Source organism: Rhodanobacter sp. DHG33 (genome assembly GCF_014843005.1).
Classification (GTDB): Bacteria; Pseudomonadota; Gammaproteobacteria; order Xanthomonadales; family Rhodanobacteraceae; genus Rhodanobacter_A.
The window spans coordinates 428,905-453,196 of sequence record NZ_JACYXM010000006.1 but is presented as its reverse complement, the minus strand read 5'-3'; the positions used below and the strand labels follow the sequence as shown (position 1 = coordinate 453,196).

General features: G+C 62.9%; 20 protein-coding genes. 16 read left to right on the top strand and 4 right to left on the bottom strand.

Features of this window, described 5'->3' with window-relative positions:
* Nucleotides 1-25 precede the first annotated feature (25 nt).
* The 11 genes from IHE46_RS13565 to IHE46_RS13515 all read left to right on the top strand — a co-directional run bounded on the left by IHE46_RS13565 (nt 26) and on the right by IHE46_RS13515 (nt 10,359).
* The gene (locus tag IHE46_RS13565) at nt 26-799 is read left to right on the top strand and encodes a hypothetical protein (protein ID WP_192165169.1); all 774 of its coding nucleotides are present in this window, start codon (nt 26-28) and stop codon (nt 797-799) included.
* Nucleotides 800-890: 91 nt separating this feature from the next.
* Nucleotides 891-2,003 carry a type IV secretion system protein gene (locus IHE46_RS13560; protein ID WP_192165168.1) on the top strand — a complete coding sequence of 371 codons (1,113 nt, stop codon included), beginning with the start codon at nt 891-893 and terminating at the stop codon, nt 2,001-2,003.
* A 9-nt stretch (nt 2,004-2,012) separates the two neighbouring features.
* Nucleotides 2,013-2,531 (top strand): DUF4189 domain-containing protein, encoded by a 519-nt coding sequence (locus IHE46_RS13555; RefSeq protein WP_192165167.1) that lies wholly within the window; start codon nt 2,013-2,015, stop codon nt 2,529-2,531.
* A 2-nt stretch (nt 2,532-2,533) separates the two neighbouring features.
* Nucleotides 2,534-3,040, top strand: a complete 507-nt coding sequence (locus IHE46_RS13550) for a hypothetical protein (RefSeq protein ID WP_192165166.1) — start codon at nt 2,534-2,536, stop codon at nt 3,038-3,040.
* A gap of 70 nt (nt 3,041-3,110) precedes the next feature.
* Nucleotides 3,111-4,355 carry a peptidoglycan-binding protein gene (locus IHE46_RS13545; protein ID WP_192165165.1) on the top strand — a complete coding sequence of 415 codons (1,245 nt, stop codon included), beginning with the start codon at nt 3,111-3,113 and terminating at the stop codon, nt 4,353-4,355.
* Nucleotides 4,356-4,472: 117 nt separating this feature from the next.
* Nucleotides 4,473-4,793 (top strand): hypothetical protein, encoded by a 321-nt coding sequence (locus tag IHE46_RS13540; RefSeq protein WP_192165164.1) that lies wholly within the window; start codon nt 4,473-4,475, stop codon nt 4,791-4,793.
* A 261-nt stretch (nt 4,794-5,054) separates the two neighbouring features.
* On the top strand, nt 5,055-6,878 hold the full coding sequence (locus IHE46_RS13535) for a type IV secretory system conjugative DNA transfer family protein (RefSeq protein WP_192165163.1): 1,824 nt from the start codon (nt 5,055-5,057) through the stop codon (nt 6,876-6,878).
* Between the two features lie 200 nt (nt 6,879-7,078).
* A complete protein-coding gene (locus IHE46_RS17020) occupies nt 7,079-7,228 on the top strand; it encodes a hypothetical protein (protein WP_225563045.1) in 150 nt (49 codons plus the stop codon).
* 24 nt (nt 7,229-7,252) lie between these two features.
* Nucleotides 7,253-7,600: a hypothetical protein gene (locus IHE46_RS13525; protein WP_192165161.1), complete on the top strand. Its 348-nt coding sequence runs from the start codon at nt 7,253-7,255 to the stop codon at nt 7,598-7,600.
* A 144-nt stretch (nt 7,601-7,744) separates the two neighbouring features.
* On the top strand, nt 7,745-8,278 hold the full coding sequence (locus IHE46_RS13520; protein WP_192165291.1) for a hypothetical protein: 534 nt from the start codon (nt 7,745-7,747) through the stop codon (nt 8,276-8,278).
* A complete protein-coding gene (locus IHE46_RS13515) occupies nt 8,275-10,359 on the top strand; it encodes a hypothetical protein (RefSeq protein WP_192165160.1) in 2,085 nt (694 codons plus the stop codon). Before IHE46_RS13520 ends, IHE46_RS13515 begins: the two co-directional genes overlap by 4 nt.
* Before the next feature lie 461 nt (nt 10,360-10,820).
* Here the strand turns inward: IHE46_RS13515 and IHE46_RS13510 are convergent, their stop codons facing one another.
* The gene (locus tag IHE46_RS13510; protein WP_192165159.1) at nt 10,821-11,762 is read right to left on the bottom strand and encodes a Dyp-type peroxidase; all 942 of its coding nucleotides are present in this window, start codon (nt 11,760-11,762) and stop codon (nt 10,821-10,823) included.
* Between the two features lie 338 nt (nt 11,763-12,100).
* On the opposite strand from IHE46_RS13510, the gene IHE46_RS13505 reads away from it, so the two are divergent.
* A complete protein-coding gene (locus tag IHE46_RS13505; RefSeq protein ID WP_192165158.1) occupies nt 12,101-13,258 on the top strand; it encodes an isovaleryl-CoA dehydrogenase in 1,158 nt (385 codons plus the stop codon).
* A gap of 53 nt (nt 13,259-13,311) precedes the next feature.
* On the opposite strand, the gene IHE46_RS13500 is transcribed toward IHE46_RS13505, so the two are convergent.
* Nucleotides 13,312-15,174, bottom strand: coding sequence for a beta-galactosidase (locus IHE46_RS13500; protein ID WP_192165157.1), 1,863 nt, complete (start codon nt 15,172-15,174; stop codon nt 13,312-13,314).
* Between the two features lie 22 nt (nt 15,175-15,196).
* A complete protein-coding gene (locus IHE46_RS13495; RefSeq protein WP_192165156.1) occupies nt 15,197-16,405 on the bottom strand; it encodes a DUF4861 family protein in 1,209 nt (402 codons plus the stop codon).
* Between the two features lie 114 nt (nt 16,406-16,519).
* Here IHE46_RS13495 and IHE46_RS13490 point away from each other — a divergent pair, with 114 nt between their 5' ends.
* Genes IHE46_RS13490 through IHE46_RS13475 form a run of 4 tightly spaced genes read left to right on the top strand, consistent with a single transcriptional unit; the run spans nt 16,520 to nt 22,401 of the window.
* Nucleotides 16,520-17,695 carry a glycoside hydrolase family 88 protein gene (locus tag IHE46_RS13490; RefSeq protein WP_192165155.1) on the top strand — a complete coding sequence of 392 codons (1,176 nt, stop codon included), beginning with the start codon at nt 16,520-16,522 and terminating at the stop codon, nt 17,693-17,695.
* The gene (locus IHE46_RS13485) at nt 17,692-18,753 is read left to right on the top strand and encodes an alginate lyase family protein (protein ID WP_192165154.1); all 1,062 of its coding nucleotides are present in this window, start codon (nt 17,692-17,694) and stop codon (nt 18,751-18,753) included. Before IHE46_RS13490 ends, IHE46_RS13485 begins: the two co-directional genes overlap by 4 nt.
* Nucleotides 18,754-18,799: 46 nt before the next feature.
* The gene (locus tag IHE46_RS13480) at nt 18,800-20,050 is read left to right on the top strand and encodes an FtsX-like permease family protein (RefSeq protein WP_192165153.1); all 1,251 of its coding nucleotides are present in this window, start codon (nt 18,800-18,802) and stop codon (nt 20,048-20,050) included.
* A gap of 14 nt (nt 20,051-20,064) precedes the next feature.
* The gene (locus tag IHE46_RS13475) at nt 20,065-22,401 is read left to right on the top strand and encodes a glycoside hydrolase (protein WP_192165152.1); all 2,337 of its coding nucleotides are present in this window, start codon (nt 20,065-20,067) and stop codon (nt 22,399-22,401) included.
* 15 nt (nt 22,402-22,416) lie between these two features.
* Here IHE46_RS13475 and IHE46_RS13470 read toward each other — a convergent pair whose 3' ends face one another.
* A complete protein-coding gene (locus IHE46_RS13470; protein ID WP_192165151.1) occupies nt 22,417-24,285 on the bottom strand; it encodes a beta-galactosidase in 1,869 nt (622 codons plus the stop codon).
* Between the last annotated feature and the right edge of the window lie 7 nt (nt 24,286-24,292).

Here is a 24,292-nt window from a genome sequence, read left to right as displayed (position 1 = left end):
GCCAAGGCCGAGTGAGGAAAACGCCATGAGCAAGACAATGTCTCGTTCCACCGGGCGCAGCGCCGCCCTTGCCATCGGGTTGTCGGTCGCGGGGACTTTGCTTTCGTTGCCCGTTGCCGCCCAGGTGATTGTGCATGACCCGGGTTCCATGACATCGAGTCATGCCGATTCGGCCCTGTCCTACGCCAAACAAGCCCTGCAATACGCGCAACAGGTGCAGCAGTACGCAACCCAGGTTCAGCAGTACGAGCAGATGCTCACGAAGGTCATGAACTTGGGTACGAATTTCAGCATCCTGCCAAACACCATGCAGCCCATCGATGCCGACTCCCTGATTCAGGCCAACTGCAACAGCAGTGCAGGCAGCATCGTCGGCAACCTTCTGAACAGCGTAACTTCATTGATAAACCAGTCCTCCATCACCCGTAACCAGCAACTTATTTGCGCCGCGATCATCAACACCCAAGTGGACAAATACAACAGGACGGTGGAGATGATGAACCAGCTCGATTCGAATATACCGGCGGTGCAAAAATTCACCAGTTTGGCGAACACCTTTTCCAACTTGGGCGAAAGCAGCTCAGCCACAACCCAGATCAACAGCTACAGCGCGCAATTGGCTGATGCCATGAGCCAGTGGAAAACGCAGATGGATGCGGACGATGCATACATCAGCTCGCTGCAGAGCATGCAATCGACGCTTGGGCAAACTGCTTTGAAAGCCAAACCTGATCTGATCGGCCAGGCGGTTCAGGCGACAGCGCTCACTGCCGCCTTCTCTTACCAGCCATCGCTGTGACTAACTCCAATACCCGCAGCAAGCATCGCGGCACCTTGCTACCGCCCATGCCACGGATAGTCGTTGCACCGGTTATGGACAGGAATACACCATGAACCTCGCCATCTATGTACTGGTTTACAATTACATCAACACGGCCATCAACAACTTCATGACTCATCTCATGAATCAGATGATGGCTGTGGTATCCGCGGCGGCTCTTCTGGTGTTGACTGTTTGGGTCATGAGCGTTGGTTACCGCGTCATCACTGGGACACTGCGTGAACCGCTGATGGCTGTTGTCGTGAACATGGCCCGCATCGTGATTATCGTCACCGTGGCCACGTCCATGTCGATCTTCGGCAGCAGCCTGCACAATCTGGCAACCAACGAGATACCCACCGATCTCAATCAGATGTTCACTGGAAGCAACAGCACCATCCAGCAGAGCATCAACGAAAACCTGGCCCAGACCGTCGCCGCCATGGCCGCCATTGACGCCGTACAGGCTGCACCCGGTGACGTGCAGACCACTTCCGACAAGGCACGCGCGGCAGACTTCGCCATCTTCGGTACCGCCAGCCCGCCCATGGCAGTCGGCGCGCTGCTTTTGCTCTACAACTTCGCCATTGCCTTGTTCGTGGGGCTGGGGCCGTTGTTCATTCTTTGCCTGATCTTCAACAAGACCAAGGCTCTGTTCGAAAAGTGGTTGATGTACGGCCTGGCCACCCTCTTCTCACTGGCCATGCTCAGCTTCGTTTCGGCAATCGTGCTGCAAGTCACCCTGCGCGCTGCTACAGCCTTGTGGAGTTCCAACTTCATCAACGGCCTGATTGGTTCCAGCAGCGAAGGCTTGTCTACTCAAGCGTTGGAACAGGGTGGCATCGGACTGCTGATGACTATGCTGGTCATTTCTGTACCGCCCATGGCTGGCAATTTCTTCCAGACTACTTTGGGTAGCTTTATGGCTTACTCTGCTTTTAATGGAGCCGCCTCCCGACCCGGCCCACAGGGACAGCCGCCCGGATCGTATGGCGCAGGATCGTATGCACCTCCGGTCAATTATCAGCAACATTCGATAGCTCAACAGACGGCCAACAGCAGCGCGTTCAATAACCCGAGCCTCGTCCAGGCTCGGCAAATAGGAACATCCGAGCCGGGCGTCCGCGTCAATCCGCAATACGCCAACGCTCCTGTAGCCAACAAGCCACCGTCCGGTAGTTGAGGAGAAGACATGGCTCCCATGTTCCGCATCTTTGTCTTGGCTGGCGCAATGGCTTGCGGCCTCCTTGTCCTCCCCGCCGCACACGCGCAACAAGCCGGCGTGGATTGTGTTCCCGTACAAGGACAAGGTTGGTCAGGCTGCGATCCCAATTATCGACCCCAACCACAGCAATCCACGCAACCATCCGCCGCTCCTGCGCCCCCGGCGCGGTGGGCCGACCAATGGGGGGCCATCGCAACGGACAATCAGCTTGGAAAACTCGGTGCCTCCATGAACGGCGTGGATCAGGCAAGTGTCGAGTCCCTGGCTATGAACCAGTGCCAGAACGAGGGAGGCACTCAATGCAAGATTTTAATTTCCTTCCACAACCAGTGCGGCGCCGTGATCATCGGCGATGGAAAAATCAACGCAAGCTCGGCTGCCACGATCGCCCAGGCGAGTGAAGATGGACTCAAGGTTTGTAGCGCCGGCACGACCAATTGCCATGTCTATTATTCCGCCTGCAGCCTCCCTGCCCGGATCCAATAATCATGTCCATGACGAAACTATTGCTTGGCTATGCTGGTTTTGCGCTTTTTTCAAGCGCGTTACTGTGCGCGTGCGGGTCTTCCAGCCCGCCGTCAAACACGCAAGCCGCTTCGACATCGAGTGAACCCTCTTCCTCGAGCGCTCCCGCGATTGCGCCCGTCGAGTCGGCGGCACCTCCCTTGGATAGCCTGCTAAAAAAAGACATGGCCTACGCAGATGCGCGCAAGGCACTTCTCGCGCATGGCTGGGAGCCAGAAAAAGATGCCCAGTGCAAGGCAAATGTCGGCGCGAACGAAGCGCTGTGCAAAGGCACACCGGATCTAACGGCCTGCCGGATATGCGACGAACTACCCGAGTTGAGTGCCTACAGCGACGGCGGTGATGCAGTGACTCACTTCGCGCGCGCGCGTCAACACCTGACACTCAGGGCTTCCGGATCCATCAGCGACTGGAAGGTATCCGGCGATGATTCGCGGTTGAGCGTGACGGACTGGCAAGTATCCAAATAGTTGCAAGTAACGAGGCAACCCCAGGTGCCGGCGCCTTCAGGCCGCGCACAACATGCAAAAGGAGAGCGGCATGAGCAACCCTTTGGGCGACCTGATCAGCAAGGGCGAGGGTAATTACAACTCCTTCAACCGCGGCAATGCGGGGGATTCGCGCGGCCAGACCATCGATTTTTCACAGATGACACTGGGTGAAATCCAGGCGGCACAGCATTTGGGGCGACACGATCCTCATCGGCTGTTTGCCGTAGGCAAATACCAGATCATTCCCGATACGATGGATGACGCCACCAAACGGCTGAAGCTCGATCCGGACCAGAAATTCACCCCGGAACTGCAAGAGCGCATCTTTGCCGATTACCTCATTGCCGGGAAGCGACCGCAAATTGAGGCATACATCAAGGGCGAACCGGGCGCGACGCTGCATGCCGCACAGAAAGCCGCCTGCCAAGAATGGGCCAGCGTCGAAGACCCGGACACGCCCGGCAAACCCTACGCACCTTACCTAAAGCACGGCAACAACCACTCGTCGATTACCTCCGGCCAGATCGCCGGCGCACTCAACACGATGCGTAATGAATATCAGGCCGACATCGCCAAGGGCATGACACCCAATGAAGCGTGGGGAGCGGTTACCCACTCGACGGCTTCGCACGAACGAATGGCGTCCACTCACGCCCCCCACCCGCATACCACACAGGGTAGCCACACCCTCGAACAAGGCTCGCACGGCCAGTCCACGCACGACTTGCAAGCCACGCTTGCAGGCTTGGGCTACCTCGATCCCAAAGGTGTGGACGGCCAGTTCGGCATCGGTACACGTCATGCCGTGGAACGCTTCCAGCACGACCATCATCTCACCGTGGATGGCAAGGCCGGACCCCTCACCCAGCAGGCCATGCACTCGGCACTTTCGCAACAAAAAACTGCCCACGACCTGACCGACTCGCGTCATCCCGATCACGCCTTATACGAACAAGCATTGAACCGCGTGCATGCGCTTGATGCAAAGCAGGGCCGCTCAACGACCCAGGAAAGCCTCAACCTGGCAGCGGCGTTGGTCGTTGAGGCCAAGCATGAGCACATGACACGCATCGACCAGGTGACCCTCGGTGACAACGGCAGTCGGGTCTACATCGCCCAGAACCCGACATCGCCAATGGAAATAGCGAAGTACGGATCTGTCGATACGCTTACGGCCGTGCATACGACGATGGCCCAAAGTTCCGCGGCGGCTTTAGCAGATCCATCTCCCCGGATACAGCCTGCTGTCGTACCACCACCCCAGCCAGACCCGTCCCCCACCTTGAATGTCTAGGTCGACCACAGAGCAGATGCCGCTCTCTCGTCCGTGAAACCAGCGTATCCGTGCACGATGCCTTGTCTCTTCGAGTCGCCGCTCTACTCCCAATGAACAAGCACATGGAGTTATGTCATGAAACTGAATAGCCTGCTCGCAGCCATCGCCATCAGTGCCGCTGGATTGACCATCGACACCGTGCATGCCCAGGGCGTGGATCCTTGTTCGGTCTACACATGCATGGCGGGCATCTCGGGCTCTGGCGCCACGGGAGGACCTGCCTGCACTGCCCCCATTGCCTACTTCCACTCCATGCAAGTGTGGTCTCCACACTTCAATAGCGGCGCGACCGCTGCTTGGCGAAGGCGGTATCTGATGTCGTGCCCAGGTGCTCAGGTCGCCTCCAATCTAGCCATCCTCAACGCCATCATTGCGGAATGGGGTTACAGCCCCTGATTCGCACATCGACTTGCATTTCACGGCGCCACGTCGCCCTTTGATCAGGCCGGGCGTTTGCCTTGCATGCAGTTACACGAGCCTGCGGGCTGAGCTTGGTTAACCGGTATCGCCTACAAGCAACCGCCTTTGCGTGCTTCTATTGGAATGTCTCGTCTACGGAATAGACGCAGAACGGATGTATTTCCCGACTGCATTCTCATCGCGCACCACGCTTCGATTCACGCGCCACCATTCAAGCGCTCGACAAGGCATTGAAGGATGAGTCAAGGAAAATTGCTTTTCGCGGTGACGTTGCTCGTGGCCGCCCTGCTCGGCGGCCTCTACCTCGCCGACTGGCTTACCTTGTGGCTGCTCGGCCTGAAGAGCTCGCCGCTGGCATGGAACACCTGGTGGCAGTACTACCAGGCGGCCAGCCTGCCGCAGTACATGCCTTATGCCGGCAAGATCAAATTGGCTGGCGGCCTCGGTTTCGGCCTGCCCTTGCTGGCGTGGTTGCTCCTGCTGATCCCCCTGTCCCGGCGCAAGGGCGAATCGCTGCACGGCGATGCACGCTTCGCCGACCTGCACGACCTCAAGAAAGCCGGGCTGCTTGCGCAGACTCCGCAGGGCATCCTTGTCGGCAAGTACAAGGGGCGCTATCTGTGGTTGAACGGCGCCCAGCACGCCATCGCCATTTCCCCCACGCGCTCCGGCAAGACCACCAGCATCGCGATTCCCGTACTGCTCTCCTATGCCCAGTCGATGGTGGTGCTCGACCTCAAGGGAGAGCTGTTCAAGGCCACCAGCGGTTGGCGGGAAGCGCAAGGCCATGCCATCCGCGTGTGGGCGCCTTACGACGATGCAGGGAATACCCATCGCTTCAATCCGATGTCCCTCATGGCCGGCATGGACCCCGGCAAGCGCCTCGGCGAAATACAGACCATGGCGGCCATCCTGTATCCGGATGAAACCGGCAAGGACCCATTCTGGACCAGCCAGTCACGCGCCACTTTCGCCGCCTTCGCTTCCTTCATGTTCGAGGTTTGGGATGCCCAGGTGCAGGCGCAGCAGCAAGCGGGCGCTCCAGCGTCGATGCGGCCCGATCCGAATACATCGATTTTGTTTCCCAGCCTCGAGCGCATCCTCCGCCTCTCCAGTGGTTCGAGCGGCAAGAGCACCAGGGAAACGTTGCAGCAGATCCTCAACGATCCCGTGTATGCCTGCGTCAGTACGCAGACCCGTACCGTATTCGGCAACCTTCTTGGCCTTGCCGAGCAGACCTTCTCCTCGGTCATCGCCACGGTGCAGGCGCCGCTGCAGCAGTTCCTGAATCCGATCCTCGCCGCCGCCACCAATGCCACGGATTTCGACGTGAACGCGCTGCGCAAGCGCCCCACCACCCTCTACGTCATCATCCCTACCAACAAGCTGGACGAGAGCAGCAAGCTCCTGAACATCTTCTTCAGCACCGTGATCGGCGCCAACCTCGGCAAGCAGTTGGGCGAGGAGCCCGACCTCAAATACCAGCTGTTGATGCTGATGGACGAATTCACCGCCATGGGTCGCGTGGACGTATGGGCCAAACGCATTTCGATCTCGGCCAGCTACGGCGTGCGCGACCTGTGCATCGTTCAGAGCCGGTCGCAATTGCGTTCTGCCTACGGTGACAACGACGCGCAGAACTTCATCACCAACCATGGTGCGCAGATCGTATTCGCGCCGCGCGAGCAGGCCGACGCCAACGAATACAGCGAAATGCTCGGCTACAAGACCATCCGTAGAGAGCAACGCAGCACCAGCCGTGGCCGTGGCCGCGACAGCCACCAGGTATCGGTAAGCTACAACGAGGAGAAGCGCGCCTTGTTCCTGCCCCAGGAGATCAAGGAACTGCCGCAGGACGAAGAAATCATCTTCTACGAGGGTTGCAAGCCCATCCGCGCCCACAAGAACTGGTTCTTCAAGGACAAGGCCCTCAAGGAGAGAGCAGGGATGGCGCCCGCAAAAATCGAGACGATGGCGCGAGGTGTCACCTCCGGGTCAATCCATGAAAAAAATATCGTCCGGCCGCAACGCGAGCAGGCTACGGCATGGCTGTCGCAATAGGAGCGGTTTGCCGCCCCCATGGTGCTAAAGAATTTCGGCAAGATTAGTTAATCCAATTCAATCGATGGAACATCGACACGTGGTGATGGATCACATGCATCATGCCTTTATTCGCTCCAAACTCGAACGACGTCAGCATACCTACCCTGAAGGTCTCCATTGTCTTGCTCTTCGCCCTGGCGTTGATCACAGGATGCTCCATGACACACGGCGACCCCACCAACCCGAAAAAGAACTCGCATCCGATCAAGCGCTACGAGATCACGGCTACGACGGATGCACCGGGGCCTTGGGATTCGGTCAAGGGATACATTGCCTACGAAGTCACCAATCCAGAGTGCGTGCCGTGAGGCTCGTTCACAGGTGGCCAGAACGTGCCGAACATCAGCATTTATTTTGAGATGACTCGTGTCAGCAGCAACGCTTGGGAAGGCCATTTCTATCGGGATGCCTTACAGAATGCAGCCTATTTTGGGTTGGGCGTTTGCCATTGGGATGTGATCCAAGCATCACCCGCCTTCTCCAAGCACGGGGAAAACTTTGTCCCAAGCTCTGGGCTGGGCAGCGACACTCCATACATCGAGTACTTCAAGAAAAGTGATTTCCTAAATAAATCACAAAAAGACGGCGGCTATGGGACTGCTTCCAACGACCCTGAACTCGCCAAGCATCCAGATGCTTTCTTCCTGGTCACCACGACTGTCAAAGAGGTTACGCCGTAACTTGCAAGCATGAAGTCTACGTGCCGGCCGTTCTCTAGCTGACCGTACAAGGCTCTCGCGCTCCAGGACCAAATAACGTTGGCACCCATCATGAAAAAATGCACCATCTTGCTCATCACCCTGGCCTCGATCACAGGATGCTCCATGACACACGGCGACCCCACCAACCCAAAAAAGAACCCAAATCCGGTCAAGCGCTATGAAGTCACGGCCACGGTGGATGCACCCGGCTCTTGGGACTCGGTCAAGGGACACATTGCATACGAAGTCGTTAATCGTGAATGCGTGCCACGCGGCTCATTTACGGGCGGCCAGAACGTGCCAAATGTCGGGCACGATTTCGAAATGACTCGGGTGGACGGCAACACCTGGAAGGGTTACTTCTATAGAGACGCCTTGCGAGACGAGGACTACTTCGGCCTGGGCATTTGCCACTGGGATGCGACTGGGGTGACGCCCATCTTCACCACACATGGCGAGACATTCGGAGCAGCCACATGGCTGCAGGATGCCTTGGCCAAGGGGCCACAAACGGAATATTTCAAGAAAAGCGAATTTCTGGACAAATCGCTGTCAGGCGACGGCGCATTGGATTTTTCCGAGAAAAACCCTGAATACATCAAGGATCCAGGCGCCTTCTTTCCAATTATTGTCACAGTCAAGGAAGTCACGCCGTGAACCCGAAACCCGAGATTTCCGCCGCGGCGGCAAGCGATGCATATACAAATCGCTCACAAGGCGATATTGACAATCAGAATAATCTTGTCGATCTGGATGGCGGCAAATATACGGTATTCGGTTACAAGGACGACCAAATCACTGGATTTCACGCTACGGCATACCGCAGCAGGGATACAGGCGAAATAATCATCGCTTATCGAGGTACCGATCCTGCTATTAAAGACATCACGGGTCACACCCTTACTTCAATTCAAGATATTGCCGTAGACGCCACGATGGTGCGAGATGCAGTCAACCCACAAAAATCGGCGGCTGACAAATTCACTGCCGAAATGATTGATAAGGCAGCCAGACACGGGATATCCAAGGATCAAATCACGGTTGCCGGTCATTCGCTCGGCGGCACGTTGGCGGAAATCGAAGCCGCAAAATTCGGCCTGCGGGGTTCGACCTATAACGCCTATGGCGCAGCAGGCCTGACCGATGGGCCTCCCGCCCCAGGATGTCAGCTCACCGATTATGTGATGGCCGGCGATGTAGTCAGCGCTGCCAATCATCATGTTGGATCGGTAGTAACGCTCGCCAGTCCAGACGATCTCAAGAGCATGCAAGCCGGCCGCTATCTGGATGCACCGGCCGGCGCGCAGCCGCCCAATCCTTTCCTCGCCATGAGCCTGGGCGATCACAGCGTCACCCATTTCGCACCGCCTCCGCACAGCAACCAGACAAGCGTGCTGGATCCGAAGCTCATAACGCAATACGAGAAAAACTACACCGACAACAAGGCCGCCATCGACGCCTATCGCAACGATGTCTATCGCGAGCGCGGCGAGTTGTCCGAAGCGTTGCGCCAAGCCCAAGGCCATGACGCCCGTGCGCAACTTCCACCGGACATCCGCAAGCAGCTGGACGAATACCTGACGGTGAACGTGGATCCACTCATCCAGAAGAAGGTCGAGCAGAACGGTGTCGTACTGGGTGCGGAACATGGGCTGCAAACAGGCACCAACGTCGCGCACGCGGGTGGCCAATATGTGCAGTCGCAGTTCGAGCATATGGCGACGACAGCGCATAAGGCTGGCGACGCGATGGCGCCCGTCAATCCTATCGCACCGCTGGCAGGCGCCATCGCCGGTGAGGCCGCGCATTTGCAGGGACAAGTGGCACATGCCGTAGGCGACCTCGCCGCGAACAGCCTGCACACGGCCCAGCAGGCGATCGAACGCGGAACACACGGTGCCGCACGAACCATCGACGCAGCCATCCACAGCCCCGAGGTCCAGGCAGGTGTCATCCATCTCGTCAACGGCGCCGTCGGTACGTATCGGGCAGTCGAAAACGCCGGCCATGCTGCCGAACAGACCTACGACCATGCCAAACAGGCCGTGTCGCACGGCATCGATGTAGCCAAACACACGGCCACCACGGCCTATGACGACACCCGACAAGCCGTGACCCATGGCGTGCAGGCTGCCGAGCACACCGCCGCGAAGGCTTACGACCATACCCGGCAAGCCGTCTCGCAAGGCATCGTCACCGCCGAGCACGCGGCCTCGCAGGCCTACAACAACACCAAACAAGCGGTGTCACACGGCGCCGATGTTGCCGAGCACGCGGTCGGCCACGCTTACGACAAGCTGACACATCCGGGGCAGTGGTTCGGGCACGACGCGGCGCCTGCGACCGTCTCGCAACCGCAGCACCCGCCTTCCCGCCCTGCGACGGGATCGCCCTATACGCATGACGATCCGCGCCATGCGGCAAGTCCCAATCACGCGCTTTACCGGGAACTGCACGAGCGCATCCCGGACGCCAGCGAACAACGCCTGCTGCAATTCACCGCAGCCTGCCACACCGGCGGCATCACCCACGCCAACATCGGCCCCATTGCCTACGACGAGCAGCGCGGCATCATGCACTTCATGACCACAACCGAGCCCCGGCCTCCGGTCGCCGTGGACGTGAAGACGCCCTCGCCCGACCCGCAGCATTCCATCCATCAGATCCAGCAAGCCAATCAACTGCCGTCTTACATCCATGCCCAGGCCCCTGCCCAGGGCATGCCATTGGGGCAGTAGGCATTAGGGTTATCGGGCGCTGCCAGGGCCGCGTTATCCCATTGCACACCGGGCAGGCCTTCTGCCCGCACCTGTATACACATCGCATCGTATGCATGAAGTTGAATGACCGACACAGCGAGGCTATGCGGCAAGAACTGCAGTATCGGAGCGGTGTGAACTCCGTCTTGGAAGCGCGATTGGAAAATCACCGGTGGGAAACCGCAATGACGGCTTCCCGATCCAGATCAATCGACGAAATATCATTTACCACCCTGTCTGCTATCAGGGTGGCAATCAGTGCGAGGAGGGCCTCCCCTCGTCAAATCGCCGCGCGTCACGCTGATCGTAAAGGCGCTTAACCGCCCGAGAGAGAACCCAGAGCACTCGACATATCGTGGTGTGCCTCGCGCACTGCGACTGCGCCTCAAACCAACGCCCTTCCCGACACAGGTAACTTTAGTGCCGGCAATCCGCGCGAGTTACGTCGCAGCGCCTTCCGCCACGTCATCCAGGAAATCCGCGGAAGGAACGAAAAACAGGTTGCCGGTGACCGGTGTGCTCACGTCGAGCAGGCGGTCGTAGTTTCCGGGCGGCAAGCCCACGAACATGTTGTCGAGCATCTGTTCGATACGGCGCGGCGAACGGGCATAGCCGATGAAATACGTGCCGAACTCGCCCTTGCCGAATTCGCCGAACGGCATGTTGGCCCGCACGATCTGCAGCTGCTTCCCGTTTTCCTCGATGTTGGTCAGCACGTTGTGGGCGTAGGCAGGCTTGGCCGCGTCGGCGAACTCGATGTCGGAAAGCTTCTTGCGGCCGATCACGCCTTCCTGGTATTCCACCGGCATCGCGTTCCATTTGCGCAGGTCGTGCAGGTACTTCTGCGTGATCACGTAGCTGCCGCCCACGAAGGCGGGATCTTCGTCGCCGATGACGGCCGCATCGACGGCAGCCTGGTCAACCGGGTTTTCCGTGCCGTCGACGAAACCCAGCAGGTCGCGCTCGTCGAAATACTTGAAGCCCTGCACCTCGTCGACCACGGTCACGATGTCGCCGATCCGGTCCATGAGGGCGCCGGCCATCTCGAAGCACAGGTCCATCCGCATGGCGCGGATGTGGAACAACAGGTCGCCCGGCGTGGATACGGCATGGTGCACGCCGCGGATTTCGCGGAACGGATGCAGTTCCGCCGGCCTGGGCTGACCGAACAGGCGGTCCCAGGCATCCGACCCGAATCCCATGATGCAGGACAGGCGGCCTTCCGGACTGCGGAACCCCACCCCGCGCAGCAGCGATGACAAGTCGGCGCACAGATCACGCACCGTTGCATCGTTCTCGGCCCCTGGCTTGATGGTCACCGTCAGGAAGATGGCGGATTGGGTCAGCTTGGCGGTCACGGGCTGGGCATTGGCAGAAGACACGATCGACCATCCTTTTGAATGTTGGCGGAGTGGACCGAGCAGCCGATCCAGCGGATTCCAATTGTTCCAATAATGCTGCTGCCGAAGGCCTTCGTGCCAGGGCTCTTGGCCAAGGTACGCGGCCATTTTCGTCATTTTGCAGAACCGGAGGCGCATCGCGCTCGGACGGCGGCTCCTTTTCCCGCGGCTTGCATATCGATGGCCCTCAATGCGATGCCCAGGCCTCGCCATGCCTGGGCGGCAGCCGGCCGGGCGCGCCGCTGGTGCGTCGCGTCAGGGTAAATCCGCCGCGCTGCGCTACCATCTTGCGGTTTGAATCCTTTGATCAGGAGCCTGCGATGCGCCCCTTCCCGCTCGGCGAGGAAATCGACCTTCTGCGCGACACCGTGCATGCCTTCGCCGAGAAGGAGATCGCACCGCGCGCCACCCAGATCGACCACGACAACCTGTTCCCCGCCGACCTGTGGCGCAAGTTCGGCGATCTGGGTCTGCTCGGCATGACCATTCCGACCGAGTACGGCGGTACCGGCATGGGCTACCTCGCGCACATGGTGGCGATGGAGGAGATCTCGCGCGCGTCGGGTTCGGTGGGCCTGTCCTACGGCGCGCACTCCAACCTGTGCGTCAACAACATCTTCCACAACGGCAACGAGGCGCAGCGGCAGAAGTACATTCCCAAGCTGTGCTCGGGCGAATACGTGGGCGCGCTGGCGATGAGCGAGCCGGGCGCCGGCTCCGACGTGGTGGGTTCGATGAGCTGCAAGGCCGAGCTGAAGGGCGACGTGTGGGTCGCCAACGGCTCGAAGATGTGGATCACCAACGGCCCCGACGCCGACGTGCTGCTGGTCTACATGCGCACCGCGCCGCGTCCCGCCGGCAGCCGCTGCATGACCGCCTTCATCGTCGAGAAGGGCATGAAGGGTTTCTCCACCGCGCAGAAGCTGGACAAGCTCGGCATGCGCGGCTCCAACACCTGCGAGCTGGTGTTCGAGGATTGCGAAATCCCCGCCGAGAACATCGTGGGCGAGGTGAACGAAGGCGTGCGCGTGCTGATGAGCGGCCTGGACACCGAACGCCTGGTGCTCTCCGGCGGCCCGATCGGCCTGATGCAGGCAGCGATGGACCTCACCCTGCCCTACGTGCGCGAGCGCAAGCAGTTCAATGCGCCGATCGGCACCTTCGAGATCATGCAGGCCAAGGTGGCCGACATGTACACCGCACTGCAGTCCTCGCGCGGCTTCGCCTACATGGTGGCGCAGCAGTTCGACGGCGGCGTGAAGTCGCGCATCGATCCTGCCGCCTGCCTGCTCAACGCCTCCACCAATGCGGTGAAGGTGGCGCTGGAGGCGATCCAGTCGCTGGGCGGCAACGGCTACATCAACGAGTTCCCCGCGGGTCGCCTGCTGCGCGACGCCAAGCTGTACGAGATCGGCGCAGGCACCAACGAGATCCGCCGCATGCTGATCGGACGCGAGCTGTTCCACGGCAAGGCCTGAGGCACACTCTTCGCGGGAGCGCACTCGTGCGCTCCCGCGAACGCGGATGAAGGTCAACCGCTCAACGAAGCCGCGCTGCGGATCGCGGCAGCCTCGGTGCGGTGCATGTCGAACACCAGCACTTCGTTGTCGCCTGCGCGCAGCCACGGCGCAGGGCAATACAGCCGCTGCTGCGGACCGATGCTCCAGTAGCGGCCCAGCAGGTGGCCGTTGATCCACAGGTAGCCCTTGGCCCAGTCCGCCATGTCGATGTAGCAATCTCCAGTTTGCGCGAGCGACAGCACGCCCTTGAAGAACACGCCGGGGCGCGCGGGTTTGCTGCCCAGCGGCCTCAGGGAGGCCAGCCACGTATCGTCCAGCGGCAGGCTCACCGCTTCCCAATCTTCCAGCGGCTTGCCGTCGAGCTGCGCGCCACCGACCAGCCCCTTGCGGTCCGCCATGGCTTGGCCGAAGTTCACGTGGCCGAAACTGTCGATGAGGATTTCCAGCGATGCGTCGCCCTGGCTCGCCGGCAGCCGCAGCTTGTTGTCCGTGTGCAGTCCGGCGTGTTTCACGCGCGAGACGTAATCCACATAGCGGCCGCCATGGGACACCGTGGCGTAATCGCGCACGCCGTCCAGCGCCAGTTCGCCGCCGCCCTTCACGGCGCGGCGATACAGCACCATGCCGTGGTCCTGCGCGAACAGCAGCTCGTTGGGCTGCGGCCGCTGCACTTGCCGTGCAGCCGGCAGGTTGTCCCACAGCGAAGCGTGCGGCTGCGGCGTCACGGTGGCGAAGCTCGCCATCGGCGGCACCGCCGGCAGTTCGGGCAGCGGCTGTGCCGAATGCGCGGCGATCAGTTTGCGGAAGGTGTGATAGTCCGCCGTGGGCGCGCCGTGTTCGTCGATGGGCGAGCCGTAGTCGTAGCTGGTGATGACCGGCTGGAAGTTCGAATAGTCGTTGTCCGCATTGGCGCCCGCGCCGAAACCGAAGTTGGTGCCGCCGTGCACCACGTACATGTTGAACGAGCGGCCTTCGGCCAGCAGCTTGGCCAGCGTGCCGGCGAAATCGCCGCGCGCGAAATCCTTGTCGCCCCAGTGGGTGATCCAGCCGGGATAACCCTCGCCCATCCACACCGGAAGTTCACCTGCGATGGCCTGCGCGCCCGCGAAGTCGGTGTCGCCATCGATGCCCAGCGCGGCGCCAGGCAGATAGGTCTTCGCCTCACGCACCTGGCTGAGTCCGTCGGAGATCGAGAACGGCCCGTGCACGCCGTTCGCCTGCCACAGCGTGCGGATCGTTTCGAGATAGGCGAGGTCGTGGCCGAACGACGCGTATTCGTTCTCCACCTGCACCATCAGTATCGGGCCGCCGTTCTCCGCCAGCAGCGGCTTCACCACTGGCGCGACAGTGGCGATGTAGCGGCGCACCGCTGCCATGTAGTCGGCATCGTCCTTGTCGCGCACGCGAATGTGCGGATGGCGCAGCAGGTACGCCGGCAGCCCGCCGAAGTCCCATTCGCCGCAGACGTAGGGGCCGGGACGCAGGTAGACCCACATGCCCTCTTCCTGGCAGAGGCGGATGAATTTCGCGAAGTCGCGATTGCCGCCGTGCAGGTCGAACACGCCAGGCTCGGATTCCATGGCGTTCCACATCAGGTAGACCGCGATGGTGTTGAGCCCCATCGCCTTCGCCATCCGGATGCGCTGGCGCCAGTACTCGGCCGGGATGCGGACCGGGTGCATCTCGCCGCTCATGATCTGGAACGGTTTGCCGTCGAGCAGGAAGCGTTGCGCGGAAAGCTCGAAGCGATGCGGCTTGCCATCCGGCCTGATGCCGATCGCGGCCGCGGCGGCGTCCGCACTGTCGATGCGCCACCCCGCGCCCAGCGCCAATGGGGTCAGCACGCTCAGGCGCAGGAAGGTTCGACGTTGCATGGCGTACTCCTCGTGGATGTCGTCAAGGACGGCTGTGCGGCCAGTGCACCTGCAAGGGGTTCGACCAGCGCATCGAATAATCATACAAATATGACTGCCATGCGTGGAAGTCCGGCATGTCACCCTGTGACCAGCCGGAGCCGGAGGCGAAGCGGATGACGCTGCCGTCGGTCACGTCGAACAATGCCCACGATGCATCATGCGTGCTTGCGTAGCGCGCGGTTTCATCCGGCGCCAGCAGCAGCGCGGTGGCGATATGGCCCGCGCTGGCCTTCTGCGGCGTGTCCCACACGGCAATCCGTGCAGCGCCATCGTGTACGAGATCGGCGCCGGCATGCACCGCCACACCCGCGGCCACGGTGGCGCGCGGCGCGCCTTCGATGCGCCAGGTCACTACCTGGCGGTTGAGGTGCGAGCCGGCATCCAGCGTGATGACCTTGTGCTGATGCAGCAGTGCCTTGCCGACGCGCCACGGCGGATAGTCCACCTCGAAGCGCAGCCGCACCGGCCCTTGTGCGGTGATGCGCACCTGCGAGGCGTTGCGCGTAGCCACCGGCGCGCCGTCCAGCCATCCCGCCGTGCCGCCGTCGCCGGGCGTGTGGCCCACGTCGTAGCTGTCCAGGCCGTCGCCGTGATCGATGTGGTACGACAGCGAGGGATCGTTGAGTCGCTGGCCTTCGGCGTCGCGCTTGTACCAGGCATCCACCACGTGCCGCGGCGGCCGCTTCGACCACACGTCGATGCCCGGAAACACCTGGCCGGTCTTTTCCAGCGCGGTACCGTAGATGCGGTACGCCACCTGTTCGTTTTCCCACGCGAAGTCGTCGTCGCGTTCGGGCACGAGGCGCGCATACAGCGGGTTCGCGAGTGCCGGCATCGACGCGGGCGCGGGAAGGATTTCCAGTGGCTCGGTCGCCTTCGGCGCGATGTCCAGTTGCACCAGCAACTGATCCGGCGTCTTGCCGCCATCGCTGGCATACGCCTGCGTGGGCAACCAGCTGGAACTCCCCGCCACGCGCACAGCCAGCGTGCGCGTGCGCCACTGCGGCCGGCGTTGCAGCACCTCGGCCAGGGGCAGCGCCAACACCTCGCCATATCTGGCCAGCGGCAGCGGATTGTTCACCGTCAGCTCCAGCGGCGCCGAAGCCGCCGGCACGGCGTTGGCCGCCACCATCCACAGCGCGGCCAGCATCACGATGCCCCAACCGATGCCACGTGCCGCTGCCGCCATGCCCGCCTCGCTGGACAGAAAGAATTCGAAAGTTTCAAAAGTTATTGAAACTTTTTGAAACTCTAGCCTAAGCTCGGTTCCGGTCACAACACGCCAGTCCGCGCCGGAACCGACATGTCCCCTGCACGCCCTGCCCTGCTCCCGTTTTCGTCGCGCCTGCTGGCGTGCGCGCTGTGCCTGCTGGCCGCCACACTGCTTGCGCTGCCGCGTCCGGCGCATGCAGACGACTCCAGGTCGGGCGATGCGCCGGCCAACCCGGGCCCGCATGCGCAACTCTCCGGTGCGATGCGCCCAGCCGACATCCGCCGCGCCGCGGCCAAGGTCGCCGCATGGCAATACGCACGGGTAGAGGGCTACGACAGCCTGGACTGGACCTTCGCTCCGCTCTACCTCGGTTTCCTCAGCGCCAGCGACCAGTTGCACGATCCGCGCTACGCGGGCTACGTGCGCAGCGTGGGCGAACACACGCACTGGGGGCTCGGCCCGCGCGTGCATCACGCCGACGACCAGGCGGTGGCGCAGGCCTGGCTGGCGCTGTACGCGCGCACGCCTGACCCTGCGATGCTCGCGCCGCTGCGCGAACGCTACGACATGCAGATGCGCATACCCGACGATGCGCAACATCCGCTGTGGTGGTGGTGCGACGCGCTGTTCATGGCGCCCGCCACCTGGGCTGGCCTCGCCAGCGCCACGCACGACAAGGCCTACCTCGACTACATGGATCGCCAGTGGTGGATCACCAGCACACTGCTGTACGACCCGGTGGAACACCTCTACAGCCGTGACGCTTCCTATCTGCACAAGCGCGAGCGCAACGGCAGCAAGCTGTTCTGGAGCCGCGGCAACGGCTGGGTGATGGCCGGCCTCGCCCGCGTGCTGACGCTGATGCCGGCCGACTATCCGCAGCGCCCGCGCTACGTGCAGCAGTTCCGCGAGATGGCAGCACGCCTGGCGCAGCTGCAGAGCCATGACGGCCTGTGGCGTGCGGGCCTGCTCGATGCGGTCGATTACCCGCGCCCCGAGACCTCCGGCTCCGCCTTCATCGTCTACGCACTGGCCTGGGGCGTGCACCACGGCGTGCTCGACGACGCCGGCTACCGCCCGGTGATAGCGCGCGGTTGGCGCGGCCTGGTCGGCGAGATCTACGCCGATGGCCGCCTCGGCGACATCCAGCCCATCGGCGCCGCGCCTGGCGACTATCCGCCCGGCGCCAGCTACGTGTACGGCGTGGGCGCCTTCCTGCTCGCCGCCGGCGAAGTCGAAGCGCTGGACAAGGAGACAACGCGATGAACACGCGCCACTTCATGACTGCCGCCCTGCTCGCCCTCGCGTGCGTGGCGGCCCATGCCGACGACACGCCCCGCTGGTGGTGCCCGCTGGCCACACCATCGCCCGCGCATGCGAACGACGCCGTAGTGACCGAGGCACTTGCGCACCTGGATGCGCAGCCGCACCCCATGGCCCATGTGCACACCCAGGGCCTCTTACCGCACCAGGGCATCCACGACGCCAGCGACGAGGCCGAGCACGACTGGCCGCTGGCGCTGCGCGCCGCCGTGGCATGGCGGTTGAGCGGCAAGCCCGAACTGTTGCAGCAGACGGCGCGCTACCTCGACGCCTGGGCCAACACCTACCAGCCCGACTTCAATCCCATCGACGAAACCAACCTCGCCAACCTGTTCCAGGCCTACGCACTCGCCCGCGACGCGCTGCCTGCCGCCACCCGCAACGCGATGGCCACGCTGATCCGCCGCATCGCCGAGGGCTACCTCGCCCGCCTGCAGGCCAAGGCTGGCTCCACCTACATCAACGACATCAACAACTGGCAGAGCCATCGCATCAAGCTGCTAGCCACCAGCGCCGCCGCGCTGGGCGATCCGCACCTGGTCGCCGCCGCGCGCGAGCGGCTGATGATCCAGGTCGCCGCCAACATCCGCCCCGACGGCAGCACGGTGGACTTCGCGCAGCGCGACGCCCTGCACTACGTCACCTACGACCTCGAACCGCTGGTGCAGGCCGCGCTGGCGCTCTCGCCCTACGGCAAGGACAACCTGCTCGAAGCGCGCTCGGCCACCGGGAGTTCGATCGCCGCCGCGCTGGACTGGCTGGAACCCTATGCCGAAGGCCGGCGCACGCACCAGGAGTTCGTGCATACCAGCGAGCCTTTCGACATCGAGCGGCAAAAGGCCGGGCTGAAGGGTTACGGCGGCACGTGGGATCCGTACAACAGCGCCGCACTGTACGCGCAGGCGGCGGTATCGATGCCGAAATACCGCGCGCTGGCCGAGCGGCTGGGTCACGTGCCGCCGGTACTGCAGGCCTGCGCGCCGAGTGTGCCCACCAAGTGATCACATCGGGGAAAATGCGTCCTGACCAGGTCCGGATTTTGTCCCCATGCATTTTCCTCCCATGATCTCGGCGTTGCGCAAGCACAAGGCGGGCGTGGTGCTGATCGCGCTGCAGATCGCGCTGACCCTAGCCATCGTCTGCAACGCCATGTTCATCATCGGCCAGCGCATCCAGCGTGTGACCCGCCCCACCGGCCTCGACGGGCGCGACCTGTACCTCGTCACCCAGCAATGGGTGACTTCCGCGGGCGACGACGCGGCCAGCATCCAGCGGCTCGATGCCATGCAGCGCGAAGACCTTGCGGCGCTGCGTGCACTGCCCGACGTGGCCTCGGTGTCGCCCGTCAACTCGCTGCCCTTGTCCGCCTCGACCTGGGTGGGCTCGATATCGCTCAAACCCGGCAGCAACGTGATGGACAGCAATGCCCGCGGCATCTTCTATTTCGGCGACGAAAAGTTCGTACCCACGCTTGGCCTGCACCTGATCGCCGGGCGCAATTTCGATGCGGGCGACGTCGGCAACAAGGGTTCCAGCAGCCACATCCAGGCCAGCACGGCCATGGTGAACAAAGCACTGGCCGACTTGCTGTTCCCCAGGGGCGATGCCATCGGGAAAATCGTGTACCTCAACGGCCGCAGCACGCCCAGCACCATCGTCGGCGTGGTCGAAAACCTGCAGACCGCCTCCAGCGATGCCTGGGTCGGCTCCTTCAAGCAGTATTCGGCGATCGAACCCATGCGCATCGACGCCAATCTCTCCCACTACGCGGTGCGCGCCAAGCCAGGACGCCTGCTCGCAGCGATGAAGGCCACCGCGCCTGCGCTGTACAAGGTCGATCCCCTGCGCGTGCTCGACGACGACAGCGTCAAGTCGTTCGCCGACATTCGCGGCGAGGCCTATCGCGCCGACCTGGGCATGGCGGCGTTGATGGGCGCGATCTGCCTGATCCTGCTTTGCGTCACCGCCGCGGGCATCGTGGGCCTCACCAGCTTCTGGGTGGGCCAGCGCCACCGGCAGATCGGCGTGCGCCGCGCGCTGGGCGCACGCAAGGTGGACATCCTGCGCTACTTCCAGTTGGAGAACCTGCTGATCGCCGGCATCGGCACCACCGCGGGCGTGGTGCTCGCCATCGGCCTCAACCTGCTGTTGATGAAGCACTACGAAATGGGCCGCACGCCGGTGGCCTACGTGGCGGCCGGTGCCGTGCTCGTTCTCCTGTTGAGCCAATGCGCCGTATTCATTCCTGCCCGTCGCGCCTCGAACGTGCCGCCTGTGGTGGCAACGCGCGCGGCCTGAAACCGGAACCCGTGATGACCCGCATCGCACTCGCCGCACTTGCTCTCGCCGCCAGCCTCGGCTCCGTATGCCAGGCCGCCGACACCACGACCGCGTGGCATGACCAGCGCTTCAACGCGGATGTCGGCGGAGTGGTGAGCCGCTCCGACATCGTGCTCAAACACGCGAACCTGCGCGCCGATGAGTCGATGCCGCTGGGCAATGGTCGCCTGGGCCTCGCCGCGTGGTCGGAGGATGGCCTGACCCTGCAGCTCAACCGCGCGGACACGTTGCCGGGACGCCTGTCGCCGGGTCAGTTGGTCGTGCCCGGTCTCAAGCGCCTGGTCGAAGCTCCCGACTACGCAGGGCGGTTCGACCTCCACGATGGCGAATTCCACGAAAGCGGCGCAGGCATGCAGGCCACGGTCTACGTGCAACCCGATACGGATGTCGCGGTGATCGAGGTGCGCGGCGCCGATCCGGATGTACGGCAGTCTGTGCTGTTACACCTGTGGCAACCGCGCAAGCCGCAGGCCATCGCGCAGCAGAACGTAGCCGCGCTTGCCGAAACGTGGCGGGACGAAGGCGAAGCCGGCGCTTCAGGCCAGACCTTCGGCTCGCTGGCCGCCATCACGGCACAGGCCCGTGACGTGCACGTACAGGTGCAAGGACCGCAAGCAGTGACGCTGTCGTTCAAACCCGCGGCGGATGGTTCGTTCCGCATACTTGTGGGGGCACCGGAGTGGAAAGGCGGCGACGCCATGCAGCGCGCGCAACGACTCCTCGCCTCCGCCGAGAAGATCCCCGACGCCGTGCATCGCGACTGGTGGCATGCGTTCTGGCAACGCGCCGGCCTGATGAAGCTGGGCTCTCCCGACGGCAGCGCCGAGTACATGGAAAACCTGCGCGCCATCGACCTCTATGCCACCGCGGCCGAAAGCCGCGGCCCGCTGCCCGGATCGCAGGCCGGCATCGCCGACCTGTTCGCCTCCTCGCGCGACCAGCACCGCTGGGCGCCTTCCGCCTATTGGCACTGGAACCTGCGCATGCAGGTCGCGGCCAACCTCGGCGCCGGGCTGTACGAGTTGAACGCGCCCTACTTCAACCTCTATCGCAGCAACCTCGCCAACATCGAAGCGTGGACGCGCGCGCAGATGGACGGGCGTCCCGGCGCCTGCGTGCCGGAGACCATGCGCTTCAACGGCCGCGGCTACGAGAACGCGAACTGGCTGAAGCAGCCCGGCGTGAACTGCAGCGCCAAGTCGCCGCCGTACTACAACGCGCGCACGCTGAGCACCGGCGCCGAAGTGTCGCTGTGGATTTGGCGGCAGTACCTCGCCACGCAGGACCGCACCTTCCTCGCCGCCAACTATCCGGTGATGGCCGCCTCGGCGCGCTTCCTGCTCGCCTATGCCAAACCGGGCGCGGACGGCCTGCTGCATACCTTCCCCTCCAACGCGCACGAGACCCAGTGGGACGTGCACGACCCCACCACGGACATCGCGGCAATGAAGGCGGTGTTCCCCGTCATCATCGAGGCGGCAAACCTCCTGCATACCGATGCCGCACTGGTCGCCGAGCTGCAGAAAGCGCTGCCAAAGATCCCTGCATTGCCGCTGCAGAAATCCGGCGGCAGCGACGTGATCGCTCCCTCCTACGACGCCGGCGCGGAAATCCAGAACACCGAGAACATCGGCCTCGAACCCGTCTGGCCCTACGCGCTGATCGGCGACAGCGGGCCGCAGCACGCGCTCGGCGTGCGGACGTATATGCAGCGTCCGAACAAGTTCGAGAACGACTGGAGCTACGACCCGCTGCAGGCCGCGCACCTCGGCTTGGCCGACGAGATGAAAAACGCCTTGCTCACGCTCACCGGCAAATACCAGCAATACCCCTCCGGATTCGCCAAATTCACCGGAGACGAGTTCTACGTCGAACAGATCGGCGTGGTCGCCGCCACGCTGCAGGATGCACTGGTGCAGGAGCATCACGGCCTGCTCAGCATCGCGCCCGCGTGGCCGAAGGGCTGGAATGCGGACGCCACGGTCCACATCCAGCATCGCGGCAAGGTCGATGTACAGATCCGTGATGGCGTGCCAGACACCGTGGTGATCGAGGCCGGCGCCGACGGCAACATCGCGGTGCGCAATCCGTGGCCCGGACAAGCCGTGGAGGCTGTCGCCTCAGGCAGCGGCAACCGCATTGCCCTTGCCGATGGCCACGATGTGCTCCGCTTCGACATGCAGGCTGGCAAGGCCTATCTGGTCCAGCGCGTCGCCCAACCCAGTGCGAAACTGCGCTATGCAGTCATCGACGGAACGGCCGCCAGCCAGCCGAAAACCTTGGACACGCGGCATATCGGCCTGCCCTGAGGTCCTATGTGCGCTTCAAGCATGCAGACTGGTGGCGCCGGCGATCGGCGCACCGTGCGTGCGATGGAAATCCAGTACCAGGATCTCGTTGACGCCCTTGCGCCACCATGGCGCCGGGCAATACAGCCGCTGCTGCGGACCGAGGTTCCAGTAGCGCCCGAGCAGGTGGCCGTTGACCCACAGGTAGCCCTTGCACCACGCGCTCATATCTACATATGCATCGGCTTCGACGTCGCGCACGACTTCGGCGCGGAAGAACAGGCCGGGCCGATCGGGCGCCGAGGGGGCCGGTGCATTGCGCGCGCGCTGCAGCAACGCGTCGTCCACCGGCAGGCTGTATACGTCCCAGTCCAGCAATGCATGGCCGTCCAACTGTGCGCTGCCGACCAGTCCTTTGCGGTCGCCGCGCTGCTGCGCGAAGCCGATGTGGCCGAAGCTGTCGATCAGCACGTCGAGCGTGCGCTCGTTGCCATCGTCCAGCGCGAATCTGCCCGAGGTGTGCAGGCTAGGCTTATCGATCCGCGAGACATAGTCCACGTAGTGTCCGTCGGCGAACACCGTGGCGTAGTCGTGCACGCCGGCGAGTTGCAGCTCACGACCGCGCACGCGTTTGCGATAGAGCACCATGCCCTGGTTCTGGCCGAACAGCTCTTCGTTGGAACGCGGCTCGCGCACTTTCCGTGGCGACGGCAGCAGATCCCACAACGAGGCCACCGGCTCCGCCACCGCAGTATCGAAGCCCGCGATGGGTGGCGTTGCGGGTACTTCGGGCAGGCTGCGGTGCAGGTGTTGCGCGATCAGTCCACGAAAGCGGTGATAGGCCGGCGTGGGTGCACCGTGCTCGTTGATCGGCGCCGCGTAGTCGTAGCTCGTCGTCACCGACGAGAAATCGCTGCCGTCCATGCGCGAGCCGCCGCTGGAGGTGAGGCCGAAGTTGGTGCCGCCATGCACCACGTAGAGGTTGAACGATCGTCCCGTGGCCAGCAGTTGCTTCAACGTCGGCTCGAAGGTGTCCTTCTGGAAATCCGCATCGCCCCAGTCGGAAAGCCAACCGGGATAGCCCTCGCCCATCCACACCGGATGATCGCCGGCGATCGCCTGCGCCGCGTCGAAATCGGTGTCGCCGTCCAGACCCAAGGCCGCGCCCGGCAGATAGGTGTGCGTGGACTGGATCTGGCTGAGTCCATCGGAAATCGAGAACGGTCCTTCGATGCCGCGCTCCAGCCACAGCTGGCGCAGCGCTTCGAGATAGCCCAGGTCGCGTCCGTACGAGGCGTACTCGTTCTCGATCTGCAGCATCAGGATCGGGCCGCCGTTCGCCACCATCAACGGCGCGATGCGCGGCGCGACGTGGTCGAAATAGCGGCGCACCGCCGCCATGTAGCGCGCGTCGTCCTTGGTGCGCACAACGATGCTCGGATCGCGCAGCAGATACGGCGGCAATCCGCCGAAATCCCATTCGGCGGCGACGAAGGGGCCGGGGCGCAGGTATACCCACATGCCCTCCTCCGCGCACAGGCGGATGAAGCGCACGAAGTCGCGCGCGCCGCTCGTCATGTCGAACACGCCGGGCTCGGATTCGTAGGCGTTCCACATCAGGTACAGGCTGACGGTGTTGAGGCCCATCGCCTTCGCCATGCGGATGCGCTGCCGCCAGTACTCCGGCGGGATGCGGATCGGGTGCATCTCGCCGCTCATGATCTGGAAGGGTTTTCCGTCGAGCAGGAACTGCCGCCTGCCGAAACTGAAACGGTGCGCCTTGCCGTCGGGTCGCGGCACGGGCTCGCCTTGCAACGGCAGGCCGTCGGCATGCAGGCGGAAATCCGCGGCCAAGGAGCCGGCCACACCCAGCGCGCCGAGTTTCAGGAACTGCCTGCGTTGCATCGATCTT